The organism is Nocardia violaceofusca NBRC 14427 (assembly GCF_963869435.1).
Classification (GTDB): domain Bacteria; phylum Actinomycetota; class Actinomycetes; order Mycobacteriales; family Mycobacteriaceae; genus Nocardia; species Nocardia aobensis.
The window spans coordinates 440,369-466,499 of record NZ_CAWMPM010000004.1; the positions used below are offsets into that span (position 1 = coordinate 440,369).

12 protein-coding genes are annotated in these 26,131 nt (G+C 69.9%); 3 read left to right on the plus strand and 9 right to left on the minus strand.

What is annotated here, in order from left to right; translation table 11 throughout:
- Positions 1-5: 5 nt before the first annotated feature.
- Complete coding sequence (locus AC5592_RS04435) at positions 6-356, minus strand: hypothetical protein (protein ID WP_036501167.1); 351 nt, start codon at positions 354-356, stop codon at positions 6-8.
- Between the two features lie 341 nt (positions 357-697).
- Between AC5592_RS04435 and AC5592_RS04440 the strand changes: the two genes are divergently transcribed.
- On the plus strand, positions 698-1,678 hold the full coding sequence (locus AC5592_RS04440; RefSeq protein WP_063063491.1) for a glycosyltransferase family 9 protein: 981 nt from the start codon (positions 698-700) through the stop codon (positions 1,676-1,678).
- Between the two features lie 80 nt (positions 1,679-1,758).
- Positions 1,759-2,457 (plus strand): phosphoribosylanthranilate isomerase, encoded by a 699-nt coding sequence (locus AC5592_RS04445; protein ID WP_063063492.1) that lies wholly within the window; start codon positions 1,759-1,761, stop codon positions 2,455-2,457.
- Here the strand turns inward: AC5592_RS04445 and AC5592_RS04450 are convergent.
- The 3 genes from AC5592_RS04450 to AC5592_RS04460 all read right to left on the minus strand — a co-directional run bounded on the left by AC5592_RS04450 (position 2,396) and on the right by AC5592_RS04460 (position 6,297).
- On the minus strand, positions 2,396-3,253 hold the full coding sequence (locus AC5592_RS04450; RefSeq protein ID WP_036501165.1) for a DMT family transporter: 858 nt from the start codon (positions 3,251-3,253) through the stop codon (positions 2,396-2,398). The genes AC5592_RS04445 and AC5592_RS04450 overlap by 62 nt on opposite strands.
- Positions 3,254-3,257: 4 nt before the next feature.
- Positions 3,258-4,544: a prenyltransferase/squalene oxidase repeat-containing protein gene (locus tag AC5592_RS04455; RefSeq protein ID WP_157121565.1), complete on the minus strand. Its 1,287-nt coding sequence runs from the start codon at positions 4,542-4,544 to the stop codon at positions 3,258-3,260.
- 1,426 nt (positions 4,545-5,970) lie between these two features.
- The gene (locus AC5592_RS04460; protein ID WP_223273776.1) at positions 5,971-6,297 is read right to left on the minus strand and encodes a hypothetical protein; all 327 of its coding nucleotides are present in this window, start codon (positions 6,295-6,297) and stop codon (positions 5,971-5,973) included.
- Between the two features lie 205 nt (positions 6,298-6,502).
- On the opposite strand from AC5592_RS04460, the gene AC5592_RS04465 reads away from it, so the two are divergent.
- Positions 6,503-6,838, plus strand: a complete 336-nt coding sequence (locus AC5592_RS04465; protein WP_030517018.1) for an RNA polymerase-binding protein RbpA — start codon at positions 6,503-6,505, stop codon at positions 6,836-6,838.
- 63 nt (positions 6,839-6,901) lie between these two features.
- Here AC5592_RS04465 and AC5592_RS04470 read toward each other — a convergent pair whose 3' ends face one another.
- From AC5592_RS04470 to AC5592_RS04490, 5 genes are all read right to left on the minus strand, one after another.
- Positions 6,902-7,684, minus strand: a complete 783-nt coding sequence (locus AC5592_RS04470; RefSeq protein ID WP_036501646.1) for an ABC transporter permease — start codon at positions 7,682-7,684, stop codon at positions 6,902-6,904.
- 119 nt (positions 7,685-7,803) lie between these two features.
- A complete protein-coding gene (locus AC5592_RS04475; protein ID WP_036501587.1) occupies positions 7,804-8,793 on the minus strand; it encodes a daunorubicin resistance protein DrrA family ABC transporter ATP-binding protein in 990 nt (329 codons plus the stop codon).
- A complete protein-coding gene (locus AC5592_RS04480) occupies positions 8,790-22,439 on the minus strand; it encodes a non-ribosomal peptide synthetase (RefSeq protein ID WP_084506312.1) in 13,650 nt (4,549 codons plus the stop codon). Before AC5592_RS04480 ends, AC5592_RS04475 begins: the two co-directional genes overlap by 4 nt.
- Before the next feature lie 370 nt (positions 22,440-22,809).
- Positions 22,810-24,399, minus strand: coding sequence for an apolipoprotein N-acyltransferase (gene lnt / locus AC5592_RS04485; RefSeq protein ID WP_083870796.1), 1,590 nt, complete (start codon positions 24,397-24,399; stop codon positions 22,810-22,812).
- A 104-nt stretch (positions 24,400-24,503) separates the two neighbouring features.
- The gene (locus AC5592_RS04490; protein ID WP_063063496.1) at positions 24,504-26,099 is read right to left on the minus strand and encodes an amidohydrolase; all 1,596 of its coding nucleotides are present in this window, start codon (positions 26,097-26,099) and stop codon (positions 24,504-24,506) included.
- Positions 26,100-26,131 lie beyond the last annotated feature (32 nt).

Sequence of the window (26,131 nt, forward strand, 5' to 3'; positions counted from 1 at the left end):
ACTGCTCAGTGCCACAACACGGCCACGAACACGTTGGCGATGGCCAGCAGTCCGGCGGCGTCGGCCATCCAGGCAATCGTCTTGCCACGCTTGGCATCCGCGTGCGCGATCTCGGCAAGACCGGCCACGGCGACCGCGATGACCAGCTTCACCACGATCTTGGCCATGTCGAGATTCTTGTCGAGGGAATCGATGCCGTCGGCCATGCCGACCAGGATCAGACCCGTGACGATCTGCGCTCGCGCACCCCACAGCATCACCTGCGACACCGCCGGCCGTCCGGCAGCGTATCCGCCGATCACCGCGGCGAGACCGAGCAGGTGGGCGATGACCACCAGGTTGTAGACCACTGTCATGGCTCACAGCGTAGAGGATCGACGCAGATTCAACGACACTGCGTAGTAGAACAGCCCTCGCCCGCCTCCCCCGCATATCCGCACCGCCCCATGCGTTCTCGCGACGTCGCCCTCTCACAGCCCCGGTTTCCTGCGTGTTGTCCGGGCGCTCGGCAGGCCGCCGCCACCCCACGGGGTGCCGACCGGTTTGAATGCCGGCGGGTGGGGAAATACGCGCGTTTCACGCCGGATCGGCTCGGGTAGTCATCTTCAGGTGGCTCTCTTCGTTCGTGCCGCGGCAACGGTGCGCAATCGAGTGGGTCGGGACTGCTGGGTCGCTTGGTGATGGCTAGGAGAAGAGGGTGGCGGTTGTACTCGTGCTGCGCGCACGTGGACTGGGTGATCTCCTCACCGCGGTCCCGGCCCTTCGTGCGCTGCGCCGGGCGAGGCCACGCGATCACATCGTGCTGGCCGCACCGCACCGGCTCAAACCCATCGTCGACCTCATCACGTCGGTGGACGAGATGGTCGCCGCCGCCGACCCGCACACCATGCGCTGGGACGGCGCGGCGCCCGCGCTGGCGGTGAACTTGCAGGGCTCCGGCGCCGAGGGCATCGTCGAATTGGCCCGCACCGAACCCGCCCGGTTGCTCAGTTACCGCAATGCCGCCTTCCCCGATCTCGACGGCCCCGAATGGCAAGCGGATATGCACGACATCGACCGCTGGTGCCATCTGCTGGAATCGGCCGGAATCAGCGCCGACCGCCGCAATCTCGGCCTGGTGCCGCCGGTGGCCACCACCAGCCACCGCGACTGCGTGGTCGTGCACGTCGGCGCCGGGGCACCCGCCCGCCGCTGGCCCGGTGAACGATTCGCCGCGGTGATCCGGCATCTGCTCGTGCAGGGCCGCGAGGTCGTGGTGACCGGCGACGAATTCGAACGCGATCTCGCTCTCGGCATCGCCGCGCGTGCCGGCCTGTCGCACGACCACGTGCTGGCCGGGCAGCAGAATCTCATCGAACTGTCGGCCACCGTCGCCGAGGCCGCGCTGGTGGTGTGCGGCGATACCGGCGTCGCACATCTGGCGACGGCATTCGGCACCCGCACCGTGGCCCTGTTCGGTCCCACCGCGCCCGGCCGCAGTGGACCGCCGCCGCATCTGTCCGGCCGCCACATCGCGCTGTGGGCGGGCAGCACCGGGGACCGCGACGGCGACGCCCCCGATCCGGGTCTGTTGCAGATCACCGTTCCGGATGTGGTGGAAGCCGTCGACACCCAGCTGGACCGGCGCCGGTGGGCCGAGGCCGACCGGCGCGGCACCGCCTATCGCCGCGTCGGCTGAGTTCCGCGCCGCGGGCGCGGTCAGCGTGGTAATCGCCACGAACCACCGGACTGGACACGTTCGGGCAGTATCGTGTGCCGATGATCACCGTCCGAACCAAAATCTGCGGTATCCGTAGCGAGTCCGATCTCCGGGCCGTCGTCGCAGCCGATGCGGACGCGGCCGGATTCATTTCGGGCACGACGCATTTCAGCGAAGACGAACTCGACCCGGAATCCGCCCATCGATTGTCCAGGCTGGTGCCCTCCTCGATGGAACGCATACTGGTCACCCATCTCACCGACGCGGGCGAGGTTCTGCGCCTCGCCGATCGGATCGGCGTCGACTGCATCCAGTTGCACGGCCTGATCTCACACGACACCGCGCGCGCGGTCCGGCGCGGCGCGGGCGGCCGGCGGGTGATCCGCGCGATCCACGTCACCGGGCCGGAGGCGATCGACGCCGCCGAGCGCGCGGCGCCCGATTGCGATGGGCTCGTACTGGATTCGCGATCCACCGACCGGCTCGGCGGCACCGGGCGCACCCACGACTGGTCGATCAGCGCCCGCATCGTCGAACTGTTCGACAGCCCGGCCTTTCCAGTCATGCTCGCCGGCGGACTCAACCCGCACAACGTCCCCGCGGCCATCGACGCGGTCCGGCCGTCCTGGGTCGATGTCAATTCCGGCGTCGACGACGGCCGGGGTGACAAGGACCCCGCGCACTGCACCGAATTCGTCAGGGCGGCACGCGATGTCGCGGCGCCGATCGCTGCTCTAGCCCGGCCGCGATCAGAATGAGCAGCCCTGCCGCGGCGGTCGCCGCCGTGGGCAGACTGTGCGTGGCCACCGCTCCCACCAGGGTGGCCACCACGGCCTCGTTCAGCCCGATGACGCTGGCCGTGGCCGCGCTCAGCTCCCGCAGGGCCTGCCAGTAGAGCGCGAATCCGGGTCCGAGGAGAGTGGCACCCACCGCGGCCAGCTCGATCGCCACCCGCGCGGAGGGCGGATCCAGCAGCAGCAGCGGACTACTCGCGATACCGCCGAACAGCAACTGCAACGCCGCCGAGGTGATCGTGTGGTCCGGACCCGAGTGCCGGGCGATCACGCTGACCAGCAGCGCGACACAGGCCGCACTGCCCAGTGCCAGAACACATCCGGTCACCGCGGCGATCTGCGGGTCGCCGCCCGGGTGCCGCCAGGCGACCAGCCCGATCGCCGCCGCGACCAGGAGCAGTTCGAGCAGCACCGGTAGCGTCGGCGCGCGCCGGCCGCGGACCAGTGCGGCGGCGATGATCAGCATCGGCGCGGTCAGGTGCAGGGCGACCACCACCGGCAGCGGCCCGATCCGCAGCGCCGCCACGTACAGAGCCAGATTCGCCGCCTCCAGCCCGCCCAGCCGGAAGTACAACGCCGGATGGGCGGTCAGCGTCGTCCACGGATGCTGACCGCGCAGCCGCGCCGACACCAGCAGCGGCACCGCTCCGCCGAGAGCCACCAGGCCCGCGGTGGTGGGAGCGGCCAGCGTCGCCAGCAGGGCGCTGGAGGTACCCCACAGGCAGGTCACCGCGACCATGCGCAGGAGCGGGGCGCTCATCGGCTCAGGCGAGCAGATAAGTGACCACCGGCATGACCAGCGCGGTGAACGCGGCGAATACCGCGCTCGCCACCCGCCGCTTGGGTAGTCGCGGAAAGCGCGTCGCCAGACCGCAATACGTGCCCACCGCGATGAGTACCGTGCCCCACACCACCAGCGCGCGGCTGCCGACCGTGCCGAATACGGTGTCGAAACCGACCGCCAACGCGAACACCGTCGCACCGGCGGACGCCGCCAGTACCAGCAACGCCTGTCCCGCAGTCGAATTCATCAGCAGGCGATGCCCGCCCAGGGTGGCGATCGCCTGCGGATCGGTGCGATGGGCGCCGTCGACCCGGCAGATCTCGTCGTACACCTTCGCCGGATTCACCCGCTCGTTGATCGCCGGGCGCACCTGCAGCAGTGCCTCCAGCGCCTGCGTGGTGGCATACGAGGTGACCGGCCCCTCGTCCGAGATGCGGAAACCGCCCCGGTAGATGGCCAGTGCGTCCATCTCCTGCATATCCAGCAGCGCGACGATCGCCGCCCGCACGGCCGGGTCGAAGATGGTGCGGCTGTCGGCCGCGATCACCGCCCCGACCGCCAGGTGCAGAGTGAGATGGCGCCAGGTGTCGACGAGATCGTCACGGCGGAAGATCTCGGTCTCGATATCCCACTCACCCCGGCGCAGTCCGGTCAGCAGTCGCTTGACCGCCAGCTCGCACGCGCGTTCGGCGCGTTTGTCACCGATCCGGACGATCTCCGGCCGGGCGAGCACGGCGGCGATGTGGGCCGCCGCGTACATCGGCAACGTCCGCGGCTCCTGATACGTCGACGACACCAGATAGGCGATGCCCCGCGAGATGGCCTGGTGGCGTTCACCGTCGAAGGTCCCGCCACCGATCAGCGCCTCGACCGCGGCAGCCGTCGCGGTGATCGACACCGGGCCCAGAAAGCCCGACATGCGCCAGCCGCCGGTTTCGGAATCCTGTTGGTCCAGCAGATTTCGCACGGCCCCGGCCAGATCGGGGTCGGTCTCCGCGATTCCGAGACAACGCAGGGCGCGGATCCGCCACGCGACGTCGATCGGGGTCCGGAAGTACCATTCGTCGCCGATCGGCCGTTGCACGACCGTTGCCCGCACCAGCATGGCAACTTTTGCGGCACGCGGGATTTCGCACCCGGCCCGATGCAGGATGCAGACCACCTCGGCGGTGTTCTGCGGATTCGGCGGAACATCGGGGATCCAGCCCCACCCCGCACCCCCGTCGAGATGCGGTAACTGACTGCCGCGCAGCCATTCCACTGCCATCCGGATACGCTCGTCGATGTTCGACACGGCCCTCCGCCCCCTTGATACGAAGCCCCGGAGATTTTCGATGGGGCTGATAACCGCCAAGTTACTCGGATGGTCCGACAAGCCGCGCCGCCGAACAATGCCCGAATTGCCTGGTAGCGAGCATATTTCGGTTTCGTCTCGAGGCGCGACGCCCCGGCCGCCGCGGCCTGCGCAGCGAAACACCAAGGCCGCGAGCAGAATTCACGCGGGATCGGCGTGGATGTCGGCAACCGCGGATGCGCCTGTTATCTACCGGCAGCCGTCCCGTGGCCGTACCGCTTCCGGTCCGACTCGGAATTGCAATCCACGACGCGCCGATAAGGTCGGCGACGGACCGCCGGAGGCAAAACCCGTGACAGAGCTCGCCTTCCGCCGCCACGTACCGGTACCGGAGTATGAGAGCCGAACAGTACGCCCGGGGGACGCGCGACGGGGGTCGCCGCTCCTACCTTCGCGTCATGACCACGATCACCTCCCCCGCCCGCCGATGGCACCGGCCGCTGTTGTGCACCTCGGCGGCGATGGCGGCACTCGTTCTGTGCTGCCTGTGCGCCATGCCGTTCGACGATCGCCGCATCCTCGGTGAGTCGGTGTGGCTCAAACCCGGCAAGTTCGGGATCGCCTTCTGCCTGTACACGCTGACCCTGGCGTGGCTGCTGTCGGTGCCGCATCGCGGTGCGCGCGTGACCTGGTGGGCGGGAACCGTTTTCGCCGTCACCGGTGTCGTGGACGTGGGTTTCATCGTGGTGCAGGCCGCTCGCGGCACCTTCAGCCACTTCGACACCGAAACCGATGCGGTCAATTCGATCGGCCAGATGGTGTTCGCCTCCGGCGTGCCGGGCCTGTTCCTGGCGAATCTCGTCGTCGCCGTGGTCCTGTGCCGCCAGCGCGTCCTCGACCGCCCCACCAGCCGGGCGGTGCACGCCGGGCTCGCCATCGCGGTCGCCGGGATGGCGCTCGGATATCTGATGGGCTTCACCGGCGAGCAGACCGTGCGGGACGCGCAGGGTCGCCCGGTGCGGCTGGCGGCCGGGCATACGGTGACCGATACCGCCCTGCCCGTGCGCGACGGCGTCGGCGACATGCCGATCACGCATTGGAGCACGATCGGCGGTGATCTGCGGATTCCGCATTTCGCGGGACTGCACGGCATCCAGGTCCTGCTCGCGGCGGTCGCGATCACGGCCTGGCTCGCACGCCGGCGGCCCTGGCTCGACGAACGGGTGCGCGCCCGGTTGATCGGTGTGCTGGGCCTCGGGTACGCCGGGCTGGTGGCGCTGCTGTTGTGGCAGGCGCTGCGGGCGGTGCCGCTGATCCACCCCGATCGCGCCGGCGTGCTCGCATTTGTCGCGCTCGGCGTGGTAACCCTGGGCGCGGGCGCGGCCGTCGTGCGGCACGGTCAGCGCAGCCGTTCGGCGTCCTTGGCGAGGGCGACCAGGTTGGCGGTCAATTCGGCCAGCTCCGAGGGGTCGGCGCCCTCGGCGACGGCGGTGGCGACATCCTCGGCCGCGCACCGGGCGGCGAACCAGCGGTCGGCGAGGTCGGCGGCCTCCTGAGCGCTCAGCACCACCGAATCCTCCGGTATACCGGTGCCCTCCAGCCCCTTTCGATGTTCGTAGGCGCGCTGGCGGCAGGATTGCCGGCAATACCGGCGGCGACGGCCGATCTCGGTATCGGCGATTTCCCGGCCGCACCACAGGCACGACGACAGCACACGGCGCGACATGACCCGACACCTTAGCCGCCCGCCCGCCACCCGCGCCCGGGCCTCGCCGGAACCGGCGAATCACCGCTACCGGCCGGGCCGAAGGCGGCGAGGCCCGGCCGAGACCGTAAAATACTGCGGTTGACCGTCGCGGGAACCGATCGGGCCGCCGGCGCGTTGATAGTCAAGTAGAACGTTGCCGACAGGCCAGAGAGGACCGCACACCATGGCAGATCGCGTACTCCGAGGTAGCCGGCTCGGAGCGGTGAGCTACGAGACGGACCGCGACCACGACCTGGCACCACGTCGAGTGGCGCGGTACCGGACCGACAACGGTGAGGAGTTCGACGTCCCGTTCGCCGACGACGCCGAAATCCCGCCGACCTGGCTGTGCCGTAACGGTCAGGAGGGCATCCTGATCGAGGGCACCACCCAGGAACCCAAGAAGGTCAAGCCCCCGCGCACCCACTGGGACATGCTGCTGGAACGCCGCTCCAAGGAGGAGCTCGAGGAACTGCTGCAGGAGCGCCTCGAACTGCTCAAGACCCGGCGCGGCCGGTAATTCGAGCAACAGCGAAAGTCCCCCCGCACTGCACGTGCGGGGGGACTTTCGCTGTCGGGACGATCAGTGGCTGGCGACCTTGCGGTACTGCAGCAACGCCAGCGGCACCGCGATGACCAGAATCGCCACCGAACACGCCACCGCGTATTCCACACAGTGATCGACCGGCCAGCCGTGCGGGGCGGCGAAGGTCGGCGGTGAGCTGTTGGCGAACAATTTCCGGCCCGATGCCGAGACCGCGGTGATCGGATTCCACTCCGCGATCGAGCGCAGCGGGCCCGGCAGGGTCTCGGCGGAGATGAAGGCCGACGAGATGAACGTGACCGGGAACAGCCAGATCAGTCCGGCGCTCTGGGCGACCTCCACATTCGGCGCGATCAGCCCGGTCAGCGCACCCACCCACGACATCGCGAACGCGAACAGCAGGATGATCGCGAACCCCAGCGCCGCATCGGCCACCGAGCCGTTGATCCGCCAGCCGACCAGATAGCCGCAGGCCACCATGACGGCCAGCGCCACCACGTTGACCATCGTGTCGGACAGGGTGCGGCCCATCAGCACCGCCATCCGCGACATCGGGAGCGTGCGCATCCGGTCGATGATGCCCTTCTGCAGGTCGTTGGCCAGGCCCACGGTGGTGAACGCGGCGTTGAAGGCGACCGTCTGGGTGAAGATGCCGGCCAGCAGGAATTCGCGGTACTGGCCGCCGCCCAGCGACGCCCCGAAGATGTAGGCGAACAGGAACACGAACATCAACGGCTGGACCGTCGCGGTGACCAGCAGCGTCGGCACCCGCAGGATGGTGAGCAGATTGCGGTAGGCGATGATCGCGCTGTCGCGGAAGATCCGGACCGGCGCCGCGATGGTATGGACGTCCTTGTCGATGTCGGGCCGCGTCACCGCCGCGTCTGTCTGCGTGGGCTCTGCCGCCGTCTCCGATTCGGCGACCGCCGCTTCGACGGTACTCACGACATGATCTCCTCTGCTACGTCTTCGGTTTCGGATTCTTCGATCGGCTCCGCGGGCGTACCGGTCAGCGACAGGAACACATCGTCGAGACTCGGCCGGGTCACCTCCGCGTCCACCACGCACACCCCCGCGTCGTCGAGCCGGCGCAACGCCTCGACCATGGTGCGGGTGCCGTCGCCGACCACGATCGAGACGTGATCGGCGCCCGGTTCGTGGATCGGCTCGCCGAGACCGACCTCGCTCAGCACGGACTTGGCCGGGCCCGGGTCCTGCCCCTCGGCGAGGGTGACGGTGAGGCGGTCGCCGCCGATCGAGGTCTTCAGTTCGTCGGCCGAGCCGCGCGCGATCACCTTGCCCTTGTCGATCACGGTGATCCGGTCGGCCAGCTGATCGGCCTCCTCCAGATACTGGGTGGTCAGCAGCACGGTGGTGCCGTCGTCGACCAGATCGCCGATCACCTTCCACATGTCGAGCCGCCCACGCGGGTCCAGGCCGGTGGTCGGCTCGTCGAGCACCACCACCGTGGGCCGCGCCACCAGCGCACCCGCCAGGTCCAGGCGGCGGGCCATACCGCCGGAGTAGGTGCCCGCACGGCGCCCGGCCGCATGTTCCAGTCCCAGCGCCGAGAGCAGTTCGGTCGCTCGCTCGGCGGACTTCTTGTGGTCCATCCCGTACAGCCGGGCCACCATCCGCAGGTTCTCGAAGCCGGACAGGTTCTCGTCGACCGCGGCGTACTGCCCCGACAGCCCGATCCGGGTGCGCACCCGCGCCGGATGATGCACCACGTCGACCCCGGCGACCCGGACATTGCCGGAGGTCGGTTTCAACAGGGTGGTGACGATCCGGACCGTCGTCGTCTTCCCGGCGCCGTTGGGACCCAGCAGACCCATCACAGTGCCCGAGGGGATCTCCAGATCGATGCCGTCGAGCACCCGGGCCTTGCCGTAGGTCTTGACCAGATCGGTGACTTCCACTGCCAAACTCACAGCGTCTCCTCCGTGTCGCCGCCGGCGGCGGCCTCGAGTTGTTGCCGCAGCACCGGGCCGATGACGGCCAGCGCTTCCGGCGTCGTCATGCCGGAATGCCGGCAGCGCAGTTTGCGGTCCTCGATCACACCCGTCACGAACGGTTCCCACGCCGCGGCGCAGCGCTGCGGGTCGGCGAGATTGATCTCGTCGTCGGCGGCGGTGAAGAACAGCAGATCACCGTCGAAGACCCGCGGCCGGAATCCGTTCGCCTGCACCGTGCCGTTGGCGTATCCGGTGTAGAGCCGCTGCAGATGGTCCATGGTCAGCGCCGCGAACGGACCGGGCCGGTTACGCAGCAGCTCGGCCGCCTCGTCCAGGGTCAGGCCCGGATCCACACCGTGGTCGCCACCGAGCAGATCGCTGCCGAACTCGCCGATGATGTCGGCCACACCCGGCATCGCCTGGTCGAGCCAGCGATCGCCGAGCTGGTAGCTGTCCATCATCGCCAGCAGCGCCACCTGCTGGCCCGCCTCCTGCAACTGCACCGCGATCTCGTGCGCGATCAGACCACCCAGCGACCAGCCCAGCAGATGGTACGGCCCCTCCGGCTGCACCGAACGCATATGCGCGACATAGTCTTTCGCGGCCGCCCGGATGGAGTCGTGCTCCTGCTCACCGGTGATGTGCGGGGCCTGCAACCCGTAGACCGGGCGGTCGCCGGGCAGATGCGCCAGCAGGCCCGCGTAGCACCACGACAGGCCGATCGCCGGATGCACGCAGAACAACGGCTCCAGCGTGGACTCGCCGGCGGGCCGGATCGGCAGCAGCGGCTGCATCGCGACCGCCAGCACATCCTCGCCGGAGGCCGCCAGCTGCCGGGCGATGCCGGCCGGGGTGGATTCGGCGAACATCAGCTGCACCGGCATCTCGATCCCGCCCGAACGCATGTGCGCCACCACCTTCGTCGCGAGCAGCGAGTTGCCGCCCAGATCGAAGAACCCGTCGTCGGCGCCGACCTTCTCGACCCCCAGCACCTCGGCGAAGGCGGCACAGACGGCCGTCTCCAGCGGGCCCGACGGCGCGCGGTAGCCGTGCTCGGCGGCGAAGACCGGTTCGGGCAGCGCCTTGCGATCCAGCTTGCCGACCGGGCTCAGCGGCACCGACTCCAGCAGCATGATCGATTGCGGCACCATATAACTCGGCACCAGACCGGCCACGTGGGTGCGCAACTGCGCCGCCGTCGGAGTCGTGCCGGTGCGCGGCTTCACATACGACACCAGCGCGGTGGCGCCCGCGGCGGTCCGGTGACCGATCGTGGTGGCCCATTCGACCTGCTCGTGGCGGTGCAGCGCGGCGTCGATCTCGCCCAGTTCGATCCGGAAACCGCGGATCTTGACCTGATGGTCGGTGCGGCCCACGTACTCGACCTCGGCGCGGCCACCGCGCTGTACCCAGCGCACCAGATCGCCGGTGCGGTACATGCGTTCGCCGGGCTTGCCGAACGGATTGGCCACGAACCGCTGGGCACTGAGCCCGGTGCGATTGTGGTAACCACGCGCCAGCGCCGGACCCGACAGATACAGCTCACCGACCACGCCGGCCGGGGTCGGATGCAGCCGCGAATCCAGCACCACCGCGTGCACGCCGCGGATCGGTTCGCCGATGGTGATCGGCGCACCCGGCGCGATCGGCGGGGCCATCAGGGTCACGATGGTCGTCTCGGTCGGTCCGTACACGTTGTGCAGGTTGCGACCGGGCGCCCACCGCGCCACCAGCTCCGGCGGCAGCGCCTCGCCGCCGACGAGCACGTGCCGGAACGAGTCGAGCCCGGCCGGATCCACCGTGCCGAGCGCGGCGGTGGTGATGAACGCGTGGGTGATGTCCTCCTCGGCCAGCAACCGCGCCAGATCCGGACCGCCGTACACCCCGGTCGGGGCGATGACCAGCGTCGCCGCCCCGCCCAGGGCGAACAGCAGATCGAGCATGGCCGCGTCGAAACTCGGGGTGGCGAAGTGCAGCACCCGGCTGTCCGGTCGCACATCGAACCGTTCGGCGGTTTCGGCGGCGAAGTTCGACAGACCGCCGTGGGTGACCACCACCCCCTTCGGGGTGCCGGTCGAACCGGAGGTGTAGATGACGTAGGCCGGGTTCTCGATGCGCAGCCGGCCCCGCCGCTCCTGCGGCGCGATCGGCGCATCGGAGGCGCGCAGCACGCGCTCCTGCAGGGCCGGTGCGTCCAGGACGGCCCATTCGGCGCCCGCGGGCATCCGATCGCGGTGGGCGTCGAGCGTAATGCCCAGGGTGGCACCGGAATCGGTGAGCATGTGGGCGATGCGGTGTTCGGGGTAGTTCGGGTCGACCGGCACGAACGCCGCACCCGTCTTGGCCACCGCCAGCGTCACCGCCACCGATTCCATCGATCGCGGAATGCCCAGGGCCACCAGCATTTCCGGTCCGACACCGAGCGAGATCAGCACCCGGGCCAGCCGGTTGGTCCACCGGTCCAACGCACCGTAGCTGATCTCGGCGTCCTCGGTGCGCAGGGCGATCGCCCGCGGATCGACGGCCACCGCGGCGGCGAAGACCTCGGGCAGTGTCCTCGGCCGGCCGGCGAGCGCACCCCGCACCGGCGCCAGCGTCGACCATTCGATGGGGTCGAGCAGTTCCAGATCACCCACCGGCAGTTCGGGATTCGCGGCCGCGGCCCCCAGCAAGCGGGCGAAACGCGCGCCCAGGCGGGCGGCACTGGTGTCGTCGAACAGGTCGCGGGCGAAATTCACCGAGACCGTGATCCCGGCCGGTTCCCGCTGCTCGGTCCACGATTCGGTGAGGGTGAACTGCAGATCGAATTTCGCGATCCCCGGATCGGCGTCGCACGCCTCGATCGTCAGCTCCGGCAGTTCCAGGCTGCGCACCGGCTGATTCCGCACCGAGAGCATGACCTGGAACATCGGGTGATGCGCCTGCGAGCGCGCCGGATTGAGCACCTCGACCAGCCGCTCGAACGGCACGTCCGCATGCGCGAAGGCCTCGAGGTCGGTGTCGCGGACGGCGCGCAGCAGATCGGCGAAGGTCTGCGCGCCGCTCACCGGCGTGCGCAGGACCAGGGTGCCGACGAACATGCCGACCATCGGGTCGAGGGCCTGCTGTCCGCGTCCGGCGATCGGCGTGCCGACGGTGATGTCGTGCTCGGTGCTGATCCGGTGCAGCAGCGAGGCCAGCGCGGCGTGCAGGACCATGAACATGGTGACGCCGTGGCGGGCGGCGACGGCCTGCAGTTCGCGGTGGGTGACGGCGTCGAGGACACAGTCCACCGTGCCGCCCCGGTAGCTCGGTGTCGCCGGACGACGCCGGTCGGTGGGCAGCGGCAGCAGTTCGGGAATGCCGTCCAGCGCCTCGCGCCAGTAGTCGAGCTGACGGCTCATCGGCGATTGCGGATCGTCCTCCGCGCCCAGCGTGTCCTGCAGCCACAGCGTGTAATCGGCGTACTGGACGGGAAGTTCGGTCCATTGCGGCGCCGACCCGGCCGCATACGACCGGTACGCCTCCGCGATATCGGCGGCCAGCGGTTCCAGCGACCAGCCGTCCATGGCGATGTGATGGACGACCAGCACCAGGACGTGATCGTCGGCGGCGATCCGCAGCAGCTGCGCGCGCAGGGGTGCGGTCGACGCGAGATCGAATCCGGCGGCGGCGAAAGTCCGTACGGTGCCGGTGATTTCACCCTCGTCGACATCGACGACCGGCAGCGCCACCGCGGCCTCGCCGGGTGCCAGCACCCGCTGGTACGGCTCGCCCTCGACTTCCGGGAAGACCGTGCGCAGTGTTTCGTGCCGCCGCTGCACCGCGTGCAGCGCCGCGCGCAGCGCCGCCACGTCCAGCGCGCCACGCATCCGCAGGGCGACCGGCACGTTGTAGACGCCGGACAGGTCCTCGGCCGAGGAGGCGTTGAACCGGTTGAGGAACCACAGCCGCCGCTGCGCCGCGGACAGCGGCACCCGGGGCGGGCGCTCGCGCCGGGTCAGGGCGGGGCCGTGGTCGCCGTCGCCCGTGCCGCCGTCGAGCAGGGCGGCGAGTTCGGCCACGGTCGGGGCGCCGAAGACCGAACGCACCTGCACTCGCACCCCGGTGGCGTCGCTCAGCCGGGCCACCAATTGCGTTGCCAGCAGCGAGTTTCCGCCGATCTCGAAGAAATTGTCGTCCGCGCCGACGGATTCGGCGCCGATCAGATCGGCCATCACCTGCGCGACCAGGCGTTCGGTGTCGGTGCCCGGTTCCCGCGCCGCGGTGGTGATCTGCTGCGGTTCCGGCAGCGCGTCGCGGTCGAGTTTGCCGGTCGGGGTCAGCGGAATCCGGTCCAGCACGGTCACGCTGCCGGGCACCATATGCGCCGGCAGATGGGCGGCCACATGGGTCCGCAGCGCCTCGACGTCGATGGCGGCGCCGGGCTCGGCGGGCTGGACGTAGGACACGATCCGCGGGGTACCGGCGATCTCGCGCACCTCGGTGTGGGCGAAGCGCAGCGCCGGGTGCGCGGCCAGCACCTCGGTGATCTCGCCGAGCTCGATACGGAAACCGCGCAGTTTCACCTGGTGATCGCTGCGGCTGAGATAAACGATCTCGCCGTCGGCGCGCCAGCGCACCACATCGCCGGTGCGATACATCCGCGCGCCGTCGGGCCCGTACGGGTCGGCGACAAATCGCCCCGCGCTGAGGCCGGGCCGGTCGAAGTAGCCGCGCGCGACGGACTGGCCGCCGAGATACAACTCGCCGGGCACGCCGACCGGGACAGGCCGCAGCCGCTCGTCGAGCACCACCGCATGCACACCGCGCACGAGCGAGCCGATGGTCACCTGGTCACCGACCGCGATCGGTCCGGCGATCGTGACCACGATGGTCGTCTCGGTCGGGCCGTACCCGTTGAACAGCATCCGGCCCGGCGCCCACCGCCCGATCAGATCGGTGCCGAGCGCCTCGCCGCCGACCATGATCGCGCGCAGGTGTGGCAGCGGCCAGCGCCGATGGTCGATGGTGGCCAGCGCGGCCGGGGTCATGAAGGTGTGGCTGATGCATTCTCGATCCATCAGCGCGGCCAGTTCGTCGCCGCCATAGATATCGGGCGGGCAGATCACCATGGTGGCGCCCGCGCCGATCGCCAGCAGCAGATCCAGGACAGCCGCATCGAAACTCGGGCTCGCGAAGTGCAGGGTGCGGGCGTCGCGGTCGACGCGCATCCGGTCGCGGATCTCGTCGGCGAAATTGGACAGCCCGGCGTGCGTGACGGCCACGCCCTTGGGCTTTCCGGTCGAACCGGAGGTGTAGATCAGGTAGGCCAGGTCGGTCGTCCACACCGTGCGCCGCCGTTCGGCGTCGGTGATCGTGCGCTCGTCCTGCGCGTCCAGCTCGGCGCGCAGTGCCGCGTCATCGAGCAGCAGCCACTCGGTGCCCGGCGCCGCGCCGTTGCCCTCGGTGGCGCGGCGCAGCCGGTCCCTGTGGGCGGTCACGGAAATGCCCAGCGCACAACCGGAGTCGGTGAGCATATGCCGGACGCGGTCGGCCGGATAGTTCGGATCGACGGGCACGAACGCCGCACCGGCTTTGGTGACGGCCAGGGCGGCGGCCACCGATTCGATCGACCGGGTCAGCCCGACGGCCACCCGGTCGCCGCTGCCGACGCCGCGGGCGATCAGGGCGCGTGCGATCCGATTCGAGCAGCGTTCCAGCTCGGCGTAGCTGAGCTCGTCGTCGCCACTGCGGATCGCGGTGCGGTGCGGATGCAGGTGAGCGGTGGCGGTGAAGTAGTTCGCCAGGCTGCACTGCGGGGTGGCGGCCGGGCCGCGGCGCGGGGTGAAGTGCGTGCGTTCGATTTCGGTGCGCGCATCGATGTCGCGCACCCGGACGTGGGCGTCGGCGCTCACCGACTCCAGCACCAGCAGCAGGCGCTCGGCCAGCGTGCACACCGTGTCCTCGTCGAAAAGCTCTGCGGCGTAGATCATTTCGAGGTCACCGGCATCGACGGGCGCCCGCAGTTCGAGATCGAACTTGGCCACCGCGATGTCGAGCTCCTCGGCCCGCAACCGCAGCCCCGGCAGTTCGAGGGCCGGCGGTGTGGTGTCCTGCACGGTGAGCGCGACCTGCAGCAACGGCCGGAGTCCGCCGTTGTCGCGGCCGAGTTCCTCGACGATGCGCTCGAACGGCAGTTCCGCATGTGACATAGCGGAGAGTTCACCGTCGCGGTCGGCGCGCAGCTGATCGGCGAAGGACTGGTCGGGATCGACGTCCGAGCGCAGCATCAGGGTGTTGACGAACATGCCGACGAGATCGTCGAGGCGAGTGTCGGCGCGCCCGGCCACCGGCGTGCCGATGACGATGTCGCGGCCGCCGGTGACGATGCGCAGCACCACCGCCAGCGCCGAGCGCAGCACCATGAACATGCTCACACCCTGCGCGCGGGCCAGCTCGTCGAGCCGCTCGCGCAGGTCCTCCGGCATCCGGATCCGGACGGTGCCCGCACGGTTGGTCGGCTCGGCCGGACGCGGCCGGTCGTAGGGCAGCGGCAGTTCCTCCGGCAGGCCGGCGAGGGTTTCGCGCCAGAACCCCAGCTGCACCGCCGCGGCGCTGGCCGGATCGGATTCGTCACCGAGGCATTCGCGTTGCCACAGACTGAAATCGGCGTACTGCACCGGCAGCGGCGCCCACGCCGGGGCCGCGCCGTCGCGGCGCGCGGTGTAGGCGACCATCAGATCGGTGGTGAGCGGTCCCAGCGACCAGCCGTCCGCGGCGATGTGGTGCACCACGACGCCCAGCTGGTAGGTGCGGATTCCGGTGCGCAGCACCGTCATTCGCAACGGGATCTCCCGGGTGAGGTCGAATCCGCGCCGGGCCAGGTCGCGCAGCGCCAGCTGAGCGCCACGTTCGTCGGTCACCACGGGTTCCAGCACCGGCAGGCACCGGTCGGAGTCGAGAACCAGCTGATACGGACCGGCCTGATCCTCGGGGAAGATCGTGCGCAGCACCTCGTGCCGATCGACCAGATCGGCCAATGCGGCACGCAGCGCGGGCAGATCCGGGTCGCCGTCGATGCGCAACGCGAAAGCGATGTTGTAGGCGCTGGATTCGGGTGCGTAGCGGTTCAGGAACCACATGCGCTGCTGCGGCAGCGACAGCGGAATCCGGGCGGGGCGCGGATCGTACCGTGTCAGCGCCACCCGGTTCGTGCGCGGTGCGTGTTCCAGATGCGCCGCGACCCCCGCCACGGTGGGCGTTTCGAAGACGGCCCGGACCGGCAGTTCGACACCGAATTCGGCGTGCAGCGCGGCGGTGAGCCGCGTCGCGAGCAGCGAGTTGCCACCGGCGTCGAAGAAGCTGTCCTCGGCGCCCGGTACGGCATGGCCGAGCACCGCCGCGAAGATCTGCGCGACCCGCTTCTCGAGCTCCGATTCCGGCGCCCGGGTCGGCCCGGCGGAGGTGAAGACCGGCGCGGGCAGCGCCTTGCGGTCGACCTTGCCGGCCGGAGTCACCGGTACCCGGTCCAGCACCGTGATCGCGGCGGGCACCATATAGGCCGGCAGGTGGCGGCGCGCGGTCTCGCGCACCTCGGCCGGGTCGATATCGGCGCCGGCGTCGGCGGCCAGGTACGAGGCCAGCCGCGCGGCCCCGTGCTCCCCGGTGTGCACGACGGTCATCGCGAACCGCACACCCGGATGCGCGCGCAGCACATGGTCGATTTCGCGCAGCTCGATGCGGAAACCGCGAATCTTCACCTGATCGTCGGCGCGGCCGAGGAAGTGCAGCACGCCGTGCCCGTCGGTCATCACGAGATCGCCGGTGCGGTACATGCGCTCGCCGCGGCGCCCGTGCGGATTCGCCGGGAACCGGGTCGAGGTCAGGCCGTGGCGGCCGAGGTAGCCGCGGGCCAGTCCGGGTCCGGAGATGTACAACTCCCCCGCGACGCCGGGCGGCACCGGATGCAGCCGGTCGTCCAGGATGAACAGCCGCATGCCGCGCACCGGCTTGCCGATCGGGACGGGGCGGCCCGCGACCATCGGGTCGCTGGCGGTGGCGGCGACGGTCGCCTCGGACGGCCCGTACATGTTGTGCATGCGACGTCCGGCGGTCCACGTGCGGACCAGATCCTCGGGGCACGCGTCACCGCCGACGATGACGGCCTCGAGATCGTCGAGGCCGTCCGGCGATACGGTCGCCAGCGCGGCCGGGGTGACGAACGCGTGGGTGATCCGCTCGTCGCGCAGCAGCCGCGCGAGTTCGGCGCCGCCGTACAGTCCGGCCGGCGCGACCACGATGGTGGCACCCGCGGCGAAGCCCAGCAGCAATTCGAGCACCGAGGCGTCGAACGAGGGCGAGGAGAAGTGCAGCGTGCGCGCCATATCGTTGACTTTGAACAGATGCATCTGCTCGTGCGCCAGCGAGGCGATACCGCCGTGGGTGACCACCACCGCCTTGGGTTTGCCCGTCGAGCCGGAGGTGTAGATCAGATACGCCGGATGCGAAATGCGCAGCGGCAGAAGACGATCCCGGTCGGTGACCGGCGCGGACGAGACCCGCGCCAGGGCATGGGTGAGGACGGGGGAATCCAGCAGCAGCCAGTCGGCGCCCTGTTTGCGGTGCCGGCCGCGGTGCATCGGCCGTTCCGGCAGGTCGGCGTGACTGCGGGCGTCGGTCAGACCGAGCATCGCACCGGAATCGCTGAGCATGTGCTCGATGCGTTCGGCGGGATAGCCGGGGTCGACCGGCACATACGCCGCGCCGGTCTTGGCGACCGCCCAGATCGCGGTGATCGAGGCCAGGCTGCGCGGCAGCGCGATCGCGACCACCACCTCCGGTCCGGCGCCGTGTTCGATCAGCACCCGGGCCAGCCGGTTGGAGGCCTCGTCGATCTCCCGGTAGGTGGTGTCGCGGCCCAGGTATCGGACCGCGACCAGATCCGGGACCCGCTCCGCGGTCTCGTGCAGCAGCCGCGCCAGGCTCAGCGGCGGCACGCCCGGCGCACCGGCGATCGGCACCAGATTGCCGATTTCGCGGGCGTCGAGTATCGGCAGATCACCGACCGCGGTCTCCGGCGCGACGACCGCGGCGTCGAGCAGCCGGACGAAACGCCGGGCCACCGCCTGCACCGTGGCATGGTCGAAAACATCGGCGGCGTAACCGAATTCGGCGCACAGCGGGCCGTCCTCGGCATCGGCGGCATCGCTGTCGTGGACGATGAGTTGCAGATCGAATTTCGCGACGCCGACATCCATCGGCAGCACCCGGGCACTGAGACCGGGCAGGTCGACCCGCAGTTCGGGCGAGTTCTCGTAGGACAACATCACCTGGAACAGCGGGTGGCGGCCGGCGTCACGGGACGGGTTGACGACCTCGACCAGCCGCTCGAACGGCACATCGGCATTGGCGAAGGCATCGAGATCGGTTTCGCGGACGCGATCGAGCATGCGGTCGAACCCGGTGGCGGGGTCGACCTCGGTGCGCAGCACCAGGGTGTTGACGAACATGCCGACCAGATCGTCGAGCGCCGGATCGGAGCGCCCGGCGATCGGGGTGCCGATGGCGATATCGGTGGTGTTGCACAGACGCGAGAGCAGGCTCGCCAGGGCGGCGTGCATGATCATGAACGTGCTGACGCCGCGTTCGGCGGCCACCTCGGCCACCGCGCGCCGGGTTTCGGCCGGAATCGTGAATTCGACTCGGCCACCGGCGGTGTCGCGCTGACGCGGGCGCGGGCGATCCAGCGGCAGGTCCAGCTGATCGGGCAGTTCGGCCAGGGCGGTGCGCCAGTAGGCCAGCTGCCGCGCCAGCGCGCTGGTGGGATCGGTCTCGTCGCCCAGCAGTTCACGCTGCCATAGCGCGAAGTCGGCGTACTGCACCGGCAGCGGCGCCCAATGCGGGGCCTGTCCGGTGGTGCGCGCGGCGACCGCACCCATCAGATCGCGAGCCAGCGGCGCCACCGACCAGCCGTCACCGCAGATGTGGTGCAGGACGACGAGGAAGACGTGTTCGTCGGGCCCGGTGGCGTACAGCGCCACCCGGATCGGCGCCTGGCTGCGCAGATCGAAGCCGTATCCGGCGTATTCGGTGGCCAGCGCCAGCGCGTCGGCACCGGTGGCGTCGATCGGCTCGAGGTTCAGCGGGATCTCTTCGGCCGGGTGGATCACCTGGACCGGGCCGGTCGGCGAATCGGGGAAGGTGGTGCGCAGGCTCTCGTGCCGTTCGAGCACGTCGAGCAGTGCGGCGCGCAGCACCTCGACCTCGAGCGGTCCGGTCAGCTCGACGGCCAGCGGCATGTTGTAGGCGCCGGCGTGTTCGGCGAAACGGTTGAGAATCCACAGCCGCTGCTGCGCGAGCGAGAGCGGAATGTGTTGCGGCCGTGGGCCTGCCACCAGTTTCGGGGAGGACCGGTCGACGCCGTGCGCGCCGATCCGCTCGGCGAGCTGGGCGACCGTCGGCGATTCGAACAGATCCCGGATGGTCAGCCCGGAGCCGAAGGCGGCGTTGATCCGCGCCACGGCCCGTGCGGCGGACAGGGAATTGCCGCCGAGGTCGAAGAAGCTGTCCTCGACACCCAGACTCTCGCAGCCGAGGACCTCGGTGACCAGGGCGGCCAGCTGACGTTCGGTGGCCGTGCGGGGCTCGACGATGCTGTCGCCGCCGCGGCGCGCGGGCGCCTCCGGTGCCGGCAGGGCCTTGCGGTCGATTTTTCCGTTGGCGCTCAACGGCAGTTCGTCGAGCACGACGACCACGGTGGGCACCATGTACCCGGGCAGCACACCGCGCAGCTCGGCGATCAGGGCGGCGCTGTCGACGTTGCGCCCCGGCGCGGCGACCACATAGCCGACCAGCTCGTCACCGGCCGGGGTGGTGTGGGCGACGCAGACCGCGCGGGCGATCCGCTCGTCGGCCAGCAGCGCCGCCTCGACCTCACCGAGTTCGATGCGCTGGCCGCGGATCTTGACCTGAAAGTCACTGCGTCCCAAGTATTCCAGGACCGCGGGCAGCTGGTCGGCGCCGGTCGCCGGCGGAATCGGATCCATCCGCCAGCGCACCAGATCGCCCGTGCGATACATGCGCTCGCCGGGCGTGAACGGATTGGCGACGAAGCGGTCGGCGGTCAGGCCGGGGCGGCCCAGGTAGCCGCGGGCCAGCTGCACGCCGGCCAGATACAGTTCGCCGATCACACCGGGCGCGACCGGCCGTAGGGTCTCGTCGAGGACGTAGACCTGGGTGTTCCAGACCGGCGCGCCGATCGGGACGACGTCGTTCTCCGGCGCGCACGCCCAGTAGGTGACGTCGACGGCCGCCTCGGTGGGGCCGTACAGGTTGTGCAGCTGCGCCCCACCGTCCGATGCCGGGGATCCGGCCCGCCGCGCGCCGGGAACGGCGGCGTGGAAATCGCGCACGGTCGCCGCGGGCAGCGCCTCACCGCTGCAGAACACCCGGCGCAGGCCGTCGCAGTCGCGCACATCGGTGTCGGTGACGAACACCGACAGCATCGACGGCACGAAATGGGCTGTGGTCACACCCTTTTCGGCGATGACGCGCGCGAGATAGGCCGGATCGCGGTGGCCGTCCGGTGCGGCGATCACCAGCCGCGCGCCGATCTGCAACGGCCAGAAGAACTCCCACACCGACACGTCGAAGGTCGCGGGGGTCTTCTGCAGGACGGTGTCGCTGTCGTCGAGCGGATAGCGGTGCTGCATCCACGCCAGGCGGTTCACAATGGCGGCGTGGGTGATGCCGACGCCCTTGGGCTTACCGGTCGAGCCGGAGGTGAAGATCACGTATGCCAGGTGGTCGCGGCGCAGCGGTGCGCGCCGGTCGGCGTCGGTGATCGGTGGTTCGGCGCCGGAATCGGCCGGGTCGAGCTGTTGTACGTCGATCACCGCGACGTCGACGGGGAGGTCGACCTCGTCCCGGGCCGCGGTCAGCACGCACAGCGGCGCGGCCTGTTCGAGGATGTGCGCGGTGCGCTCGGCCGGATGATCGGGGTCGATCGGCAGATAGGCCGCCCCCGCGCGCACGATCGCGTACATGCCGACCACCAGGTCGAGACTGCGCCGCATGGCCAGGCCCACGACCGTGTCGGGTCCGGCGCCGCGGGCGATCAGCATGCGCGCCAGCCGGTCCGCGCGCCGGCGTAGCTGTTCGTAAGTCAGTGTGTCGCCGTCGTATTCGAGTGCGATCGCATCCGGCGTGGCCCGCGCCTGCGCACCGAAACGATCGGCGAGCGTGCCCGGCTGCTCCGGCACCGCGGTCGCATTCCACTGCCGCAGCACCTCGTCGCGTTCGGCCTCGGTGATCACCGGTACCGCCGCGATCGGCTCGGCCGGATCGGCGGTGAGGAAGCGGTTCAGGTAGGCGAGGAACCGCTCGTGGTGGCGGGTCAGCTCGGCCGCGCCGTAGAGCTGCGGATTTGCCTCGAAATCGACGTGGATGCGCCCGCCCTCGCCGTTGTAGAGGTTGATCGACAGATCCTCGACCGGGCCGGTGGACAGCACGTTGAGCGAGCCGACGAAGCTGCCGAAGTTCAGTTCGCTGTGGAACAGCATGATGTTGACCATCGGCCCGAAGAAGCCGCGGGCATCGCGCGAATAGCCGCAGTCACGTCTGATGTCGTCGTGGCGGTAGCGCTGGTGCCGCAGGGCGCCGGTGATCTGCAGTTCGGTCGCCTTGACGACATCGGCGACCGTGGTGCCGGCGTCGAATCGCACCCGGATCGGCACCACGTTGGACACGACGCCCGCGGAACGGCGCAGCGCGACCGTGGTCCGCGCGGACATCGGCAGGCTCAGCACCACATCGGATGTGCCGGTCACCGCGCGCACGTACCCCGCCAGCGCCGCGACCACCAGCGCCGAATTCTGCGAGTCGAATGTGGTGGCGGCAGTGGTGAGTTCGGTCTCGGTGTCGGCGTCGAGCACGGCCGCCGCGATGCGCCGGCCCGGATCGGGCATGGACGAGGCGATCCCCGACGACGACAGTGTCAGCGGCTCGCCCACCCCCACGAGCTGCTCACGCCAGTACTCCTGATCGGCGCGAAAGCGGCTCGACTCCCGATACCGCGACTCCCCCGCGTAGATCTCCGCCAGCGGGGTGGCCCGCGAGACCGAGGGCTCGGTGTGGTTCTCCAGCGCGGTGTAGATCTCGGCGGTGCGGGTGAGCGCGTTCATGGCGCCGTAGCCGTCGATGACGATGTGGTGGGCGCGGCAATACCAGATGTAGTCCTGGTCACCGACGCGCAGGACGACGTTGATGGTCAGCGGCTCGTGTTCGATATCGATCGGGCTGCTGGCGTGCTCGTTCATCCACCGCAGCGCCGCCGCGCGGGGATCGGGCTCCTTGCGCAGATCGATCCGAGCCCAGCCGGGCCGATGCGCCGAATCCACCACCTGCTGCGGCACACCGTCGATCTCCACGACGCGCAACTGCCCCACCTGGGTTTCCGCGCCGAACCGCTCGATCGAGTAGAGCAGCCGGCCCACGTCGAGATCACCGTGAATTTCCACATACTGAGCGATGGTCAGTGGCACATCGGGTCGAATCCGCTGCGCGTACCACAGGGCGGTTTGCGCCGGTGACAGAGCGAAGGGTTGTGCTGAGAATTCGCCGGAAGCACATTGGTCGACACGATCGGTGGCCAATGAACTCATTCATCACTCCGTTCTGCCGCTGTATACGCAACTCCCCGGTCCCCATCCGCGGGCGGAAAAGCGCGCGCCAGCGGGAGGACGTGATCCACGCCCTATGATTCGGAGCCCCGTTGCGGCCGGACTGGTAACGATGTCGTGATCTTCGGCCTCGAACGCCACAGGCAGATGAAGCAATTGGATAGCTATTTCACCGCAAATCGCAGCCGTTCAGCGCTGATCGCCCGTCGAGGACAAGATCGGCAGCACGCGGTAACCGGATGTGCAACCGAGCGGCGAATGCGGATGGGCAGCCCGGAATCGACGGAGTGTGAGAAATTTCGATTCGCGGGTACCCGCGATGTGTGATTGTCCGGGAGAACTGCGGCGGCCGTCAGTCGAATGCCGGGTCGCCGGTGACGTCCTCATCGGTCCGATGCGCCGAGCGCATCGTTCGCCGCCGGATAGCCGCGACCAGGGCGACGGCCGCAGCAAGAATACACAACATGCGTTCCGGAAGGGGACCCATCGCGGTCGCGGGTGTCGTGTCGCTGCGCAACGGCAGCGTCGCCTCGAGTGCGGCGGGCACGAATTTTCCGGTGTGCTGCCGCACCACCCCGTCGGCGGTGACGACGGCACTCACCCCGGTGGTCGCGGCGACCACCAGTGCCCGGCCGTGTTCGACGGCCCGCACCCGCGACATGGCCAGCTGCTGATAGGTCATATCGCTGTCGCCGAAGGTGGCGTTGTTGGTGGGAACGGTCAGCAGTTGCGCACCGGCGCGCAGCGAATCCTCGAAAGCCCGGTCGAAGGCGACCTCGTAGCAGGTCGCCACGCCGATCGCGACCATCGGGCCACCGCTCGCCGGCCGGGCGTGCACGACACCGTCTCCGTGGCCGGGCACGAAGTAGCCGGCGCGGTCGGCGTAGCTGGAGAAGTGGCGGAAGAAGCCGCGGTAGGGCAGATATTCGCCGAAGGGCTGGATGATCTTCTTGTCGTGGCGCTCTCCCGGTCCGTCGGCGTCCCACACGATCACCGAATTGGTGGTGGTGCGGTCGTCGTTGACGAGGACGGCGCCCACCAGGATCGGGGCGTGGATGTCGCGGGAGGCCGCGGTGATCTCGTCGTAGGCGTCGGAATTGCGCAGCGGGTCGATATCGGAGGAATTCTCCGGCCAGATCACCACATCCGGCTGAGCGGCGGTGCCGGCGGCGACCGCGCGGGCCAGTTCCTCGGTACGGCGAATGTGATTGTCCAGCACGGCGCGGCGCTGGGCGTTGAAGTCCAGGCCCAGCCGCGGCACGCTGCCCTGGATAGCGGCGACCGTGATCGACCGGTCTCCGTCGTCCGGGGCGGGCAGCGCGGTCCGGAGGATCACTCCGGTAATCGGGATAATAGCCACAACCGTTGCGAGAGTGATAATTACGACGGTACGACGTGCGGTTGCCCGGGGACGCAACCTAAGCAGCAGGGCCGCCAGGACGGTTCCGGTCAGGGCGACCGCGAAGCTCACCACCGGCGCACCGCCGAGCCAGGCCAGCGGCAGATACCAGCCGTCGGCCTGCCCGAAAGCGAGCCGGCCCCACGGGAATCCGCCGAACGGAAAGCTGGAGCGTCCCCATTCGGTGAGCGTCCACATCAAGGCCACCCACACCGGCCAGCCCGGCAGGGCGCCCACCAGCCGCGACAGCAGCCCGAACAGGCCGACATAGATCGCGCACGCGGCCGAGAGCGCCAGCCACGGCACCGGGCCGACGTAGATGCCGGTCCACGGCAGCAGCGGCAGGAAGAACGCGAGCCCCGCCAGCAGTCCGTAGCCGAATCCGCCGCGCAACCTCGTCGCATCGCGCACGACCAGGGTCAGGATCGCGATGCCGATCGGCGCGAGATACCAGCAGGTACGGGGCGGAAAACTCGCGAAGACCAACAGCCCGGCGACGACAGCGGCCCCGATCCTTCCCCACACCCGCCACGTCACGCCCAGCACCGCGCCAGCCTACTGGGATACCGCGCACCGGCCCGTGCCGGGCTCCGGGCCGAGACCACGACACCCCGTCGCGTGATGACCGCCGACGGGTACTGCCGGCATCACGAGGCGTAAATGGTCACTCCGTCACGGACGGTGCGCAGGCAACGCGGGAGTTCGGCGCCCGCGTCCAAGGACGGCAGGCCGGGCACGCGGGAGCGCGGATCGGTGGACCAGCGTTGCACCGTGTCCGAGGCGGCGGCGACCACCAATTCCGTTGTGTCCCATATCGCATAGTCGGCCGGAGCGCCGGGCACCAGCGTGCCGGCGATGCCGTCGCGCACGCCGCCTGCTCGCCACGCGCCACGGGTGGCGGCGGCGAAGGCCGCGCGCGGGGAGATGTGGTGTCCCGGGGTGCGGTGGTTCGCGGCCGCGCGGACGGCCTCCCACGGGTTCAGCGCCGTCACCGGGGCGTCGGAGCTGATGGCCAGGGAGATGCCGGCGGCGGCCATCGCCGCGAACGGGTTGGTGGCCGCGGCGCGTTCGGCGCCCAGCCGGGTGGCGTACATTCCCTCGGCGCCACCCCAGGCGGCGTCGAATCCCGGTTGCACACTGGCGATCACACCGAATTCGGCCAGTTTCGCGATCTGGGCGGCATCGAGAAGTTCGGCGTGTTCGAGGCGGTGGCCGCGGGTGGCCACCGCCGGTGCGCCGAGTTCGCCGGCGACGCGGGCGAAGCCCTCGACCACCGCGTCGACGGCGGCGTCGCCGATGGCGTGGAATCCGGCCTGGATTCCCGCCTCGGTGCAGGCCCGGACGTGGGCGGCGATCGCCGCGGCGTCGAGGTAGGAGACGCCGGTGGTGTCGCGGTCGGCATACGGTTCGCGCAGCCAGGCGGTGTGGGAGCCGAACGAGCCGTCGACGAACAGGTCCCCGGCGAGCCCGTGCACGCCGAGTTCGCCGACCAGCGCCCGCGCCTCCTCGGCGGAGGTGACGGCCTCGCCCCAATACGCCCGCACCTGCACACCGTGCTCGAATTCCAGCAATTCGCGCACATCGGTGCGTCCGGAGATCCGCGGGCCCGCGCATTCGTGAACGGCGACCACACCGTGCGCGGCCGCGTAATCGAGTGCGGTGGCCCGGGCCCGGTCGCGCTGAGCGCCGTCGAGACCGTCGAGAGCGGCCTCGCGGACGAGGTGATGCGCGTCGGCGCGAAGCGGTACGCCGGCGGTGTATCCGGCGGCCGCGCGAACGGCGGCCACCGCGTCGAGCAGCGCGGTCGAGGCGACGGCGGAATGGGCGTCCACACGGGACAGATAGACCGCGCGGCCGGGCCCGGCCGCGGCGTCGATCTCCTCGACCGTGGGCGGGCGTCCCTCGGGCCAGCGGGTCTCGTCCCAGCCGTCGCCGATGATCGTTCCGGAATGCGTGGCGGCGTACTCGCGCACCAGATCCAGGCACTGGGCGAGCGAATTCGCCTGGGACAGATCCAGACCCGTCAGTTGCAGGCCCAGTGCGGTGACGTGCACGTGCGGATCGACGAAGGCCGGGGCGACGAAAGCGCCGTCCAGATCGATGATTTCGGCGTCGGGATGCAGGGCGCGGCCGGGACGTTCGGCGCCCAGCCAGACCACGGTGCCGTCGGTGACCGCCATCGCGGTCGCATCGGGGGAACTGGAACTGTAGATTCGGCCGCCGACCAGCAACTGGGTACTCACGGGTGACCAGTGTGCCGCACGGCCGGCGGCAT

What these genes read in the sequence shown, in the direction of transcription:
- AC5592_RS04465 (WP_030517018.1), top strand. Translation starts at nt 6,503, where the DNA reads ATGGCAGATCGCGTACTCCGAGGTAGCCGGCTCGGAGCGGTGAGCTAC.
- AC5592_RS04435 (WP_036501167.1), bottom strand. Translation starts at nt 356, where the DNA reads ATGACAGTGGTCTACAACCTGGTGGTCATCGCCCACCTGCTCGGTCTC.
- AC5592_RS04480 (WP_084506312.1), bottom strand. Translation starts at nt 22,439, where the DNA reads ATGAGTTCATTGGCCACCGATCGTGTCGACCAATGTGCTTCCGGCGAA.
- AC5592_RS04450 (WP_036501165.1), bottom strand. Translation starts at nt 3,253, where the DNA reads ATGAGCGCCCCGCTCCTGCGCATGGTCGCGGTGACCTGCCTGTGGGGT.
- AC5592_RS04460 (WP_223273776.1), bottom strand. Translation starts at nt 6,297, where the DNA reads ATGTCGCGCCGTGTGCTGTCGTCGTGCCTGTGGTGCGGCCGGGAAATC.
- AC5592_RS04455 (WP_157121565.1), bottom strand. Translation starts at nt 4,544, where the DNA reads ATGGCAGTGGAATGGCTGCGCGGCAGTCAGTTACCGCATCTCGACGGG.
- AC5592_RS04445 (WP_063063492.1), top strand. Translation starts at nt 1,759, where the DNA reads ATGATCACCGTCCGAACCAAAATCTGCGGTATCCGTAGCGAGTCCGAT.